Origin of the sequence: Apibacter muscae (genome assembly GCF_007845595.1) — a bacterium.
GTDB classification, from domain to species: domain Bacteria; phylum Bacteroidota; class Bacteroidia; order Flavobacteriales; family Weeksellaceae; genus Apibacter; species Apibacter muscae.
In genome coordinates, this window is sequence record NZ_SELI01000020.1 from 104,758 (window position 1) to 117,879 (window position 13,122).

8 protein-coding genes are annotated in these 13,122 nt (G+C 30.8%); 7 read left to right on the forward strand and 1 reads right to left on the reverse strand.

Annotation, left to right across the window (positions count from 1 at the left end; translation table 11 throughout):
- Window positions 1-5: 5 nt before the first annotated feature.
- The 7 genes from ETU10_RS08000 to ETU10_RS08030 all read left to right on the forward strand — a co-directional run bounded on the left by ETU10_RS08000 (window position 6) and on the right by ETU10_RS08030 (window position 11,710).
- Complete coding sequence (locus ETU10_RS08000) at window positions 6-3,362, forward strand: fibronectin type III domain-containing protein (RefSeq protein ID WP_185145084.1); 3,357 nt, start codon at window positions 6-8, stop codon at window positions 3,360-3,362.
- A gap of 69 nt (window positions 3,363-3,431) precedes the next feature.
- Entirely contained in the window at window positions 3,432-5,225 is a 1,794-nt protein-coding gene (locus ETU10_RS11315) for a deaminase domain-containing protein (RefSeq protein WP_246118447.1), read from the forward strand.
- Window positions 5,212-6,300, forward strand: coding sequence for a hypothetical protein (locus tag ETU10_RS08010; RefSeq protein WP_146311293.1), 1,089 nt, complete (start codon window positions 5,212-5,214; stop codon window positions 6,298-6,300). Before ETU10_RS11315 ends, ETU10_RS08010 begins: the two co-directional genes overlap by 14 nt.
- A gap of 15 nt (window positions 6,301-6,315) precedes the next feature.
- Window positions 6,316-7,467, forward strand: coding sequence for a hypothetical protein (locus ETU10_RS08015; protein WP_146311295.1), 1,152 nt, complete (start codon window positions 6,316-6,318; stop codon window positions 7,465-7,467).
- 7 nt (window positions 7,468-7,474) lie between these two features.
- Window positions 7,475-7,951 (forward strand): hypothetical protein, encoded by a 477-nt coding sequence (locus tag ETU10_RS08020; protein ID WP_146311297.1) that lies wholly within the window; start codon window positions 7,475-7,477, stop codon window positions 7,949-7,951.
- A 170-nt stretch (window positions 7,952-8,121) separates the two neighbouring features.
- Complete coding sequence (locus tag ETU10_RS08025; protein WP_146311299.1) at window positions 8,122-8,580, forward strand: hypothetical protein; 459 nt, start codon at window positions 8,122-8,124, stop codon at window positions 8,578-8,580.
- A 1,255-nt stretch (window positions 8,581-9,835) separates the two neighbouring features.
- Window positions 9,836-11,710: an acyltransferase family protein gene (locus tag ETU10_RS08030; protein ID WP_146311301.1), complete on the forward strand. Its 1,875-nt coding sequence runs from the start codon at window positions 9,836-9,838 to the stop codon at window positions 11,708-11,710.
- 12 nt (window positions 11,711-11,722) lie between these two features.
- Here ETU10_RS08030 and dgt read toward each other — a convergent pair whose 3' ends face one another.
- A complete protein-coding gene (dgt, locus tag ETU10_RS08035; RefSeq protein ID WP_146311303.1) occupies window positions 11,723-13,096 on the reverse strand; it encodes a dGTP triphosphohydrolase in 1,374 nt (457 codons plus the stop codon).
- Between the last annotated feature and the right edge of the window lie 26 nt (window positions 13,097-13,122).

Genomic DNA, 13,122 nt, shown 5'->3' on the forward strand with positions numbered 1-13,122 from the left:
TGAAAATGGATCTTCCTACTATGAATACTCTATATAAAGAAAATAAAAAGAAACAAAGCCAGAGAAAAAATATACTTTTCTTTCTCTTTTTTCTTTACGGTTTTATACAAGCACAAGTATACCCGGTACAAGTAAACCATTACTACGTCCCTCCCTATAGCCCCCAGCTTAGTGATTATACACTAAGTACGGAAAATAAATTTACCCTGCGGTTGCTTATGCAGGACATTCATGTTGTAAACCGTAAAGTAAAATTAAAACTTTATATAGAAGGAAGTGGTTTTAAAGCCGTTTCTCAAGATTATGTAGTAGGAGCTCCGGATATTTATTTGACCGGTGGGGTAATGCAAGAATTCTCAAGTATAGACCTACGTGCCTATTTTGAATTTCAAAACTTACAAGGCATAAATTCTGCCCAATACAGCCGACCGCTCAACGAAGGAATGTATTTATTTTCTTGGGAAGTTTACGATTTTCTGACAAACGAAAAACTATCTCAAAAAAGTACGGTTCCTCTCTACCTCGTGCAAAATGAGCCTCCTTTGCTGAATTTACCGGTAAATGGCGAAAATATACAGGAAAGAACTCCACAAAACCTAATTTTTCAGTGGATGCCCCGCCATATCAATGCCCCGAACACCCGTTACCTTTTTCAACTTAGAGAACTATGGGACAATCAGATAGACCCACGGGCCGCTTTCCTTTCTTCACCGGATTATTATACACAAGAAACCTATGGCACTACTTTATTGTACACCATGGCTAATCCATCACTTATCCCGGGCAAAACCTATGCTTGGAGGGTACAAGCGGTTTCTTCCAACGGATTATCCGAGAATCATGTTTTTAAAAATAACGGATATAGCGAAATTTATTACTTTACATACAGTACCGGTTGCGAGGCTCCTACCTTTTTGTTAAGCGAAGCCCTCAGTAGCCAAACAGTAAAACTATATTGGCAGGGACGTCCGCAACACCTTAAATACCATGTTCAATTCCGTAAAAAAGGAAACCCCAGAGCCGAATGGTTTGATGTTTATACGCAAAATAATCAGGTACAAGTCAGTGAATTAGAACCCGGAGCAACGTATGAATTTAGAGTGGGCGGAACCTGTGAACCGCTGACCGGATTAACCCAACACTATACTTATTCCGGTTTGCAACAATTTACCCTTCCGGAAAAAAAGGGAAGTAAAGATTCTTCTTATAATTGTGGCATACAGCCCGAAATAAAAATTACCAATAAAAACCCGTTGCTGAATCTTGCCGTAAACGAAAGTTTTTCTGCCGGAGACTTTACGGTTAAGGTAAAACAGGTTAGCGGACAAAATGGAGTTTATAATGGAACCGGATATATTACGGTGCCTTACTTTGCAGACACACGGATCGCTGTAGAGTTCAGAGGAATACAAATCAATACGGATTACCAATTGTTTAGCGGGGTTATCAATACCACTTACGATCCTAGCTGGGGAGGTATGTCGGATGTAGGTACCCTAACTGGAGAAGGTCATGATGGAAAAAAAGATATAGAAGTAAACTTCCCGGTAAAAGAAATCATTGTACAAGGCGATAAGATACTCATTATCGGAGAAAATGGAGAAACCGTAGAATATCCTTTAGGCAAAGACTATCAATTGGTGGATAGTAACGGAAAGGTGTATACCATAGATGAAAAGGGGAATGTTACGGAAGGAGGGATCCTATCCGAAGCGGGAGCTTCCAATCCTAAAACCACCGAAGGAGTAGATGCAAAAGGAAGCATTACGCAGTTAACCGCCCAGGGCATCAAAGTAAGCTTTGCCCAAGCATCGGATTCTCGTTATGCTTTTGATGCTGTAGAGAAAAACGATCCGGAAGAAGTACGTAAAAACTACAAAAAAATAGATCCTAATTACTACTTGCCCTACAAAGCAGTGAAAAATGGAAATACGGATTATTTGTTGGCCAACGTAGTAGTGGAAGATCCTGAAATAAACGCGGATAGCCTTATTTTCCGAACCCAAGACGGAGTAGCCATAAAATCTGAGAAAATAAGTTCCGGGCAATACAAACTAACGCTGGAAGGACGATTCAACAATGCCGAAGAAGAAGTACAGGCTGTTATTAAACAGAAAGGTAAATACCAAACCGCCGGAGCTTTTATTTTGGTACATATCACCGATCAAGAACCGGCACGGGTGGTATTGGTAAAACTAGATAAAAATGCCCAATTGCCTGCTTCGCAAGAATTAGAAAAGTATCTGAATCAGGTTTATCATCCGGCGGGTGGGATCTTTACCGTAGGAGAAAGTCTGGATCTATCCGAAGTTTTATCTCTGGAAGACAATACAATAACGACAGATAAAAGTGGAGCCCTAGCCCAATATACCGAACAACAACAGCAAATAAACCAAAAGGTAAAAGAATTGCCGGAGTTTGATCCGTCTACCTACTATCTGTTAATTACCGAGAAATCAGCCAGTAGCGGAGAAATCGGGTTTATGCCCTTGGGCAGGCAGTTTGGTTATGTTTTTAAGAATAGTAATCTTAAAACCTACGCCCATGAGCTGGGGCATGGGGTATACAGCCTGAAACATCCGCAAGAAGTTCCCCAAGGGAAAACAGATCTGTTAATGGATTACGGGCAGGGAACTAAGCTAAGCCGGCAGGATTGGGCAGCCATTCAAAATCCGCAACTCCATATCGGTTGGTTTGACGATAAAAACGAGGGGGCAGCAAATCAAGAATTATTTCTAGGAGCTAAAATCAATAAAATTTCATCTTTTATAGATTTTGATTTAAGCCTAATGGACTGCAACTTATTTTCCATAGGAAAAACTGCATTGGCAACTCTACCTGAAGAGAAAATGAAATTAATTTCTAAAATTTCTTTTGATCAACACAATAAATTGACTTCAATAGTCACAAAACAAAATGAAAAAGAAATAACCTATATATTATCGATAACAGAAAAAGCTGGAGTCCTTCATGAAGGATACAATCTTATAAGTTTTGATGAACTTAGAAAAGATCTTTCTAATTTAAAAAACATTAAGGATGCTACATTAAAAGCTAAGTTAGAAAAGGTAATCGTAGATCAAGAAAGTGTTAGTGGGTATACATTTTATAAGAATATACCTAAGGAGTACTTTTTTTATACATTTACTTCACCAGAGATTATAGAGTGCGAACCGGGAGTAAAATTTTTAGGAGTAGAGGATGGACGTTTAAAGTGTTTACAGATACTTTATTGTCAAGGAGAATTAAGGGATGATTTCACTACTGATTGTAAGCAAATAAGTGATGAAAGTTTAGAAAAACAACATCAAACACTTTTACATTTACTTGAGTTTAAGAATCCTGAACACTCTATAAGTTAAACGGTTGACAGCTTAAAATCTATAAATGCATGCGCTGTAAAATTACTTTCCTACAACGAAATTGAATTTTTGATTAACAAAATACTAATTAGTGGAAATTTTATAGGTGGAAAAAAAGAAAGTGCTTTACTGAAGTTAATGTATGGTATTCAACCGGAAGATTATTCAAAATTCCTAGATTACTTACAGAACAATAATAATGAGGTATTAATAACTTTACTTTCCGGATTAGACGACCAAGTACTGTTCATAGGAGATAATAACTTTACAGGTTTTGTTAGGTTATTAATAGTCATGTTCAATGAAGTTAATAAAGGAATAGTAACTAAAAAAGGAGATAAGGAAATAAGTTTATTTACGGTAGTTCAAAACAGTTATATATATCCGTCTGATGGAGAAAAAATATTACACGCACATTTTATAAAAAATAAAAATTATCTATTAATTTCCCAAGGTGTTTGGGAAGTAAAAGAAAAATGTGAAGAGAAACAAACCAATTCTTTTGAAGAAGCTAAAATAGTTTGCTACACAACCCAAGAATTAAATTGGAGGGAAGACGAAAAACTCCTGCCTTTTGAACCTGTTATTATATTGGATGATTCTGATTTTAATTTGGTAGAAGGCTTACTCGATCCCAATGCAAATGTGGCTGTAGTACCGGCTATATTCTTATATTACGCTTATGAAAAAGGAGAATTAGCCAATATAAAACAGTATTCCCAAAATTATTTAGATGCAATAACTTTATTTGTACCTGTAACTAAAATAGCCACCGGTACTAAGTGGTTGGCTAAGACCTTTACTTTTATAGATAAATGGGGGAAAGTAAACGCAGCAACCAACTTAGTAATAAATAACAATAGCTCTTTATCTAAAAATAAAGAATTAAAATCAGCTTTAGAGGCTTACAATGCGGTAACTGCAGCCATGAATATAACCAGTTTAGCTGGTTATATAGGGAAAGGGAAACTAGCTAAGTTTTTATCTGAAATGGATGATGCAAAAGTTCATAAAATTTTAGTTGAAGAAGCAAGTATAGGTAATCAAGATGCTAAAAAAATACTAGATGTAAAAGCAGAACTTACTGCCTATAGTGAAGCTAAATATGGGAGAAATTGGTGGGCAAGTTGGTCTGAGTATAAAAAAGTTATTTTTAATGGGGAAGAATTTGCAATTATTGAAAATTGGCATTTTTCTAAAAAAGCCATTGAGGTTATGACCCCCTTGCATACTCTTAAGGGTGGAATTCCTCCTAGTGTTGTATTCGAAGTATTGGAAAATGGGTACCAGCAAAAAAACTTTATACTAGACGCCGGTTTAGATATGGTTTTAGTAGTAGAAAAAAATAAGAATAATATAAATATAGTAAGAGATATTGTTCCTTTAGAAAGACAATTGGCAAAACTGAAAAATTTAAACTTAAACCATGCTTACCAAGGAGCTTCTATAGAAAGAGAACTTGCTATACAAAAAATATTGAAATATAGAGATGATAAAAATTTAGTTGGTAGAAATTTAGGTTATTTAGAAGGAATAGTACAGAATAAAAAAATAGACAATAAAATTTGGGAATCTATAGATGCAAAAGATGTTAAAAAAAATACACCCCCTGTATTTACAGCTACTGTAGTTCAAGGCAAAGGAGGAAGCTGGCTTAGAAATGTAGATAGTGAGTACCGAATGCTCAATGATTTAGCCTACCAATTAGGAGCCAGGCAGGCAAACCAAGTCTTTAAAGACATAAAAGGAATCTTAAAAATAGTATCAGAAAACCCTTATTGCAGCTCTTGCCAAGGAGTGATTCAACAATTTAACCAAATGTTTCCCAATATTCAACTAATTTTGATCAATGGAACCAAATAATAAAAAACAGATTACAGCCCCCTTAGAGGTAAGTTTGTACCTACGCTCTGCAGAGGTATTAAAAAAAGAATTGCCTAATTTTAATGAGGAAAACCAAACCGATTTTGAATGGTTGGAAACTATTCCCCATTCTAAGAATATTGTATACACATTATTTTCAATAAAAAAACAACCCCGATTAGAGCATTGCTTACTAAAGGTAAGCCAATACCAATGGCAGGATTTTTTTGATTTAGGAATAGTCTTAGCTATTATGGAAGCTATACAAAGAAGAGAGGGGGTAGAAGAATGGCAGGATTTTTACAACCTTAGCCCTCCTAAAACCCCAAGAAAAGATTTACTGGAAGATCAGGAATTTATAGTCAACTGGTCGAAACCTTCTATATTACAAAAAAAAATGGAAGACTACAATACTACCTACGGAACAAATTTTCAGATTAAAGATTGTGCAAATGACGAGAGAGGGTTATACACCCTTACTGCCAGTCATTTTCTACCGGAGGATCTATTTTATCTAGCGTATAATACAGAAATTGCCCTTAATAAGGTAGAAAAACTGGAGGCTTCATTTGTATTTTATGTAGATAATAAAATAAAAGAAAACATGCCTCTGATTTCACCCACTCTTTTATTATTACAAGAATTTGGTAAAAATAGAGAGCATATGAGGTTATTAAAAGAAGAAGTATTGGATGTACCTAATTTTTCCACACTTATAGAAATACCTAAAAAATATATTTTAGGAAATTTTACGCGCCAATACATTGAAGAAGAAACCACATCCAGTCAGATCCAGGATTGGATTTTAAATCAGAGAGAAGAAAATCCTTTAATAGAAGGTGTTTGCTGTACCTTGTCTTTGAATGATATTGGTTTAGGATGCCAACGATTGAACCAGGCTTTGGAAGAGGTTTTAGAAAAAGAACTCTCGCTCTCTTCACTTCCAGAGAAAATAGGAGTAGTTAAAAGAGGGTGTTATCGAGTACTAACCCTATCTGAATTTATAGACGGAAGCCGTTTTGAACCCTCTGATTTTGAAAAAGGAGATGAAATTCCAAACAAAGATCCCTCTTAGTTTAAAGTATAGCAAATGGAACCAAACAATAAAAAACAGATTACAGCCCCCTTAGAGGTAAGATTGTACCTGCGCTCTGCAGAGGTATTAAAAAAAAGATTGCCTAATTTTAATAAGGATTATCAAACCGATTTTGAATGTCTGGAAACTACTCCCCATTCTAAGAATATTGCATACACAATATTTTCAATAAAAAAACAACCCCGATTAGAGCATTGCTTACTAAAAGTAAGCCAATACCAATGGCAGAATTTTTTTAGTTTAGGGATAATTCTAGCCATTATAGAAAATAAATTAAGAAAGGAGGGGGTAAAAGAATGGCAGGATTTTTACAACCTTAGCCCTAAAGCCCCAAGAAAAGATTTACTGGAAGATCAGGAATTTATAGTCAACTGGTCGAAACCTTCTATATTACAAAAAAAAATGGAAGACTACAATATTACCTATGGAACAAATTTTCAGATTAAAGATTGTGCAAATGACGAGAGAGGGTTATACACCCTTACTGCCAGTCATTTTCTACCGGAGGATCTATTTTATCTAGCGTATAATACAGAAATAACCCTTAACAAGGTAGAAAAATTGAATGCTTCATTAGTATTTTATGTAGATAATAAAATAAAAGAAAACATGCCTCTGATTTCGCCCACTCTTTTATTATTACAAGAATTTGGTAAAAATAGAGAGCATATGAGGCTATTAAAAGAAGAAGTATTGGATGTACCTAATTTTTCCACACTTAGAGAAATACCTAAAAAATATATTAATGGAAATTATAATGAAGTAGGAGGTTTCATGTCAAGAGCTTCAGATGCTAAACATTTAAAATCATATGAAGATATATATAATGGTTTACGGTTAGATTATGTGAAAACTCCTTTTTATATAGATAAAGGTAGTTGTGGCGTTATTAGATTTAAATCTTTAAAAGTTCCCAAAGAGATTATCATTCCTACAGGAGGAACTTATGATATGTTTGATTATCCATTTACAGCAACAGGATTTACAGCTGGAAAAAGAGGAGTTTTAGGAGTTTCTGAATGGCATTTGCCTAATAGATTAAGATTTTCAGAGGGAGATGAAATATGGGAAGTACATAATGATGGCATGGAAATATTAAAAGCTATATATAATAAAGATTTAGAAAAATTTATAAATGTAAAATAATAAATTTATGTTAGTAAGAAATAATTCATATGCTATCTTTTTAGGCATTGAATGCAGGTTTTGGAGTATTTCAGATAATTTTTATAGACTTCAAACTGAAAAAAATTATATTTCATTATCTAATAATTTTAAAAGTTATAATAACAATGAATTAGATAGCAAAGTGTTTTTAGATGTAGAAAGAAGTGATATTCAATCTGCATACTATGTAATTACATTATGTAACTATAAAGGTTATAGATGTCAGATAATTAAAGTTATCCAACCAAATAAAATAGTTTTAAATCCACCTATAGATTTACAGGTAATTCTTAAGAATTATGCCCACCATGGATACGATCCTATTTATGAAATAGAGGAAAATGAAGTAGATGAAATATGGGAAGAACGAACTCCAATAGAAGATTTTAAATTTGAGATAGAACCGATTTATTACATAAAAAAAAATAGAAATCAGTTAATTTATTTATTAATACTAGCTTAACTACTTAATTTATAAATATTAGTAATAATAAGCCCATTAAAGAAGGAGGGTTTACTAGTTTCCAGAACTTGATAGACAAAAGCTATATAAAAGTAACTATCAAGTGCTCACCCAATGGTCAATATAGCCAATATATTGGAACAGTAATACAGACAAAAAAATAATGAGCTATGCAAATAAAAGTAAAAGAATACTACAATAAAAAAATTAAAGTAGCAACAGAACCTTCAAAATATGATATTGAATTGAATTTTTTTACCCAAAGGCAGGAAGTAGAGCTACAAAAACCCTATACATTTCCCAGAGGGGCTCGGTTTGATATAAGTCTGGAATGTTTATCCTGCAAGGATAAAATAAGTATACTATCCGAACAATTTCGTAAGAATAAAGGTCTTCCCTATGTTTATAATTTGGGATTATTATCAACAGCAAATAAAAACAGAACATTTATAGACAGCATCCATACCGTTTTTCCGTATATAGAAATGAATTATTTGAATGACTATTGGATTTTAATCTCTCCTCCTGAAAATAGATCTTCTATATTTGATCTTTTATATTTTAAATGCCCTCATTGTAATGAAAAATATCTAAGTATTAACTTATATATCCCCCCCCAACATAACTGAGATAAATAATGGTAATGAAATAGTACATTCTCTTGGTAAAAATTGTTTATATGATATAGCTAGAGTTGACTTTGATGAACCAGAATTCTTTAAAGAATCTGGCTTATTAGATGCTTAATGACTTAATATGAAAATGATTAATGAGTATAAGAGATTTTTAATTAGTGGTATTGAGTTTAATACACAACAAGTTATAGATATAACAAATTACATAAAACAAGAATTTTCCTTTAAGATTTAAAAAAAATAGTCATCTAATAAAAAGGTGATTTTATACTATATATAGATATATATAAAATATATATGCGCTTTATTTGTATTTCACTTACTCTTACTAAAACCTTTTGTTTAATAATACAGATAGATATCTTAAAAAATACATCAGGTAAGAAATATAACAAGACTTATAGTAAAGCTAGGAATTAAACAAGAAAGCTTAGCTTATTATTTAGTAGTTACCTAATCCGCCCTATCGGATTAGGTACAAAAAAACTATTAAATATAAAGTGGTAGAAAGGATATTTAAGGCTTTAAATGTTCCTTAGGTAAGGAATTGGAATAAGAATTAAGAGGCTACAATTTATTACTTTAATAATTTAATAATAAAGTAGAAAATTTTTCTAAACAATTCTACAAACAGCATTTTCAACCCTATTAATAAAATAGTAGAAAGATCTTTATAAACAAAAGTTCAAAGGCAGATGTAATTTAATTGAAAAGTTATAAATAAGGAAATTTTTTAATATAAAAATTAAAAAAAAAGTAAAAAAGTAAAAAAATTTTTTTTTAGCATTTAATATATATAAGAGAGAGATAGATAATCAAACAAATATATCAATTCCACTCTATGCAAATTTATGATGATAATGTGCTGTAGTAAATAGATATTATTATGAACTTTTTATACACCTAAATAATTGACTATAAACTTAATATTTAAATATTTTACAGGTGAATATTTAAAATATCATTTATTATCTATGATCTATCAAAAAATAAAAACAATTTATCTAAATTTCAATCATTGGAAAATAAAAAGATTATAAATTAAAAAATTTTTGTTTTAATAAAAAATAAATTAATAAAAAATAAAATAAATTTAATAATTAATTTATATAAATTATATTGAATTAAAATATAAATTACTAAATTAATAAATATATATATATATTATTATTAGTATGTCTAATAAATCTTTATATTATTAGGTAATATGATAATTGTTATATGTACATTTGCATGAGCAGAAAAGTATATGGACAATAAACAATTTCGGTTTGATCTTTCATTTTTAAGAGCTTTTTCAGTTTTAGTTGTACTATTTTATCACTATAATTTTTTTTTATTTAGTGGTGGATTTGTAGGAGTGGATGTATTTTTTGTAATTTCTGGTTATTTAATGACTAGTATTATTTTATCTGGAATTCAAAGTAATACGTTTAATTTAATAACTTTTTATAAAAAAAGAATCATAAGAATCATTCCAGCTTTGTTATTTATGCTAATATTCTTTCTAATAATATTATATTTTTTTATACCAACTCAGTTTATTATATATTTAAAATCTGCCTATTCCAGTTGTTTGTTTTTTTCAAATTTCATTTTTTATTTAAATAGTGGATATTTTGATTACTATTCACAATTTAATTTTTTGCTTCATACATGGTCTCTGTCTGTAGAATGGCAATTGTATATGGTATATCCATTACTATTATTATTGTTGAAAAAAATATATTTGAGAAATATTGAAATATTTAAAATAATTTATATTTTTCTAATAGCTCTTTCATTTTTATTAATGAATATATATAGTAGATCAAACCCATCATATGCATTTTATATGTTTTATTTAAGAGCATGGGAAATGATGTTTGGTGGTTTGGCTTTTATCTACTCTTACAATTTAATTAAAATAAATAATAATATAAAAAAATATATTTTTATAATTTCTCTAGTAATACTATTTGGATTTGTATTAATTGCAAATAGGACTTTAACGTGGCCATCTTATCTAACTTTAGTTCCTGTATTTGCTGTAAGTATTATTATTTTTATAAATGTAGATATCAAATTATTTCATAATAAAATAATAACATATTTAGGAAATATATCCTATTCTTTGTACTTATGGCACTGGCCGATTTATGTGCTTTCTGCATATTTTTCATTAAATATTAACATTTTAAATAGGATTTTTTTAATATTAATTTCATTATTATTTGCAATTATATCTTATCATTTTATTGAAAAAACGAAATTTATTAAAGTAAAATTTGTATTATTTATTTCAATTGTCTTTTCATTATTTACTATAATATTAACTGAAATAGATATACGTACTATTTACCCAACAAGATATAAAAGTAATTTAGTTTATTATGCTACTAACTATCCTTTAAGTACTCAATGTAAAGCTCAATATTCTTATAATAATCATCATTTTCAGCCTAAAAAACAGAATTTTTTAGATTTTTATTTAAATAAAGTTGAAGTTGATACTTCTAAAAAAAATGTTATTTTATTAGGCGATAGTCATGCAGGAATGTTTATAAAGACCTTTAAAAATATATTCAAAAATTCAGATTATAATTTAATTCAAATTACAACCAATGGGGCTTATCCAATGATTTATCCAAATCCAGGGAAAGAACAAGAAAAGTTTTTTTTTAATTACTTTTTTAAAGAATTTTTTCCTAAAAATTCTAATCATATTGATTTAGTAATAATTAGTTCTAGTTATATTTATTATGCAGTTAGTAATGAGGATTTATTAGAGAAGATAGATAATACTGAATCTTACTTTAAACAGTTCAATGTAAAAACCTTGTTTTTAGGTCAAAATATGATTTATGATATTGATTTTCCTACTAAATATTACCTAAAAAATTGCTACTCAATTACTCGTAAACAAGATGAAATTCTAAAGGAGAATGTTTTAAAAATAAATACACTTTTAAAAGATAAACTTAATGATAAATATTTAGATTTATTAAAGCTCCCTATAAAGGAAGTTTCTAATGTTGGTATTCCTTATGTTCATGATACTGGCCATTTTACCTTTTATGGTGCAGAGCAATATGCACCTTATATTAAAAATAAATTAATTGAATGCGGGGTTTCTCTTAAATAAAAAAGAATGGATTTACAAAGTCATGCCAATATCAATTCCTTTGATTTTGCGGTAGAGGTCGGTAGCGTAGTTGTCTGTCATTCCGGAAACAAAGTCTAATACGCCTAATACTCTTTCATATTCGGTTAGGTCTTCATATAAATATTGCTTAGGAATAAGCTTTATTGCTTTTTTTTCGTATTCTTTTCGTTCTTCTTTGGTTTTTATAATAGGAGGTATAAAGTGATCCAGCAATTCGTACATTACATTATAACCCGCATTTTCTATTTCTACTACGGAACGGTGGTTGTAAATATGTTCAATGGAAAAACTCTCAATTTCCTGAATGGCTTTGCATTCCTGCTTAATTTCGTCAAAAATAGAAAGTTGCAAACTACCACTTAGTATTTTTTCAAAATTCTGTTTATATAATTCTATAGATCGCCCGATTAAAGTACCAATAGAAACCGCACGTAAAAAAGAAATACGGTCGTTTTTATCTTCTATTCCACCAAGTTTTTTACCCACCCGTTGCCATTTCTTAGCTCCCTGAATTTCGGTTATAATTTGTTGCAATAATTCTTCGCAAACCGAAGCACTAATAAAACCTAAACGCTGGGCATCTTCCAAATCAATAATATTATAGCAAATATCATCAGCCGTTTCTACGAGCCAAACAAAAGGATGACGTGCAAATATTAAAGGATCTTCATGTTTCTGTAACATAGAAGTTTCCTTAGCAATATCTAAGAAAGTAGATTTTTCGGTTTGGAAAAATCCGAATTTTTTTTGTTGTAGTATTTTTTTATTCTTAGCAATAGATTCGCAAGGATATTTGGCAATGGAGGCTAAGGTGGAGTAAGTGAGCATAATTCCTCCTTCCGATTTACCGTTTTGTTGTTGGGTAAGTACCCGAATAGCATTGGCATTTCCTTCAAAATTAATAAAATCGCTCCATTGTTTTTCTGTAAATCTATCTTTTAATGCAGATTCATTTCTATAAAAGTAGCTGGCGATAGCATCTTCTCCCGAATGCCCAAAAGCAGGATTTCCAATATCATGACATAAACAGCCGGTTGAAATAACGTTGTATAAGCTATGTTTATACAAATCTTTAGTCTCTGGAGTTAGATGATTTTCATATTTTGTTGAAATATAATTACCTATTTCATTCCCTAAAGAGCGTCCCACAGAAGCAACTTCCAAAGAATGGGTTAAGCGATTATGTACAAAGACACTTCCGGGAAGTGGAAAAACCTGAGTTTTATTCTGTAACCGTCGGAAAGCAGTGGAAAAAATGACCCGATCAAAATCTCGCTGATATTCACTTCTCGGATCTGCTTTTTTACTATTTGATTTGTATTGAGTTCCGGTACGTTTATCAGAAAATAATGAATTTAAGTCCATCTACACATTATAAAAGAGTCTTCAAA

What these genes read in the sequence shown, in the direction of transcription:
- ETU10_RS08000 (WP_185145084.1), top strand. Translation starts at nt 6, where the DNA reads ATGGATCTTCCTACTATGAATACTCTATATAAAGAAAATAAAAAGAAA.
- ETU10_RS08010 (WP_146311293.1), top strand. Translation starts at nt 5,212, where the DNA reads ATGGAACCAAATAATAAAAAACAGATTACAGCCCCCTTAGAGGTAAGT.
- ETU10_RS08015 (WP_146311295.1), top strand. Translation starts at nt 6,316, where the DNA reads ATGGAACCAAACAATAAAAAACAGATTACAGCCCCCTTAGAGGTAAGA.
- ETU10_RS08020 (WP_146311297.1), top strand. Translation starts at nt 7,475, where the DNA reads ATGTTAGTAAGAAATAATTCATATGCTATCTTTTTAGGCATTGAATGC.
- ETU10_RS08025 (WP_146311299.1), top strand. Translation starts at nt 8,122, where the DNA reads ATGCAAATAAAAGTAAAAGAATACTACAATAAAAAAATTAAAGTAGCA.
- ETU10_RS08030 (WP_146311301.1), top strand. Translation starts at nt 9,836, where the DNA reads ATGGACAATAAACAATTTCGGTTTGATCTTTCATTTTTAAGAGCTTTT.
- dgt (WP_146311303.1), bottom strand. Translation starts at nt 13,096, where the DNA reads ATGGACTTAAATTCATTATTTTCTGATAAACGTACCGGAACTCAATAC.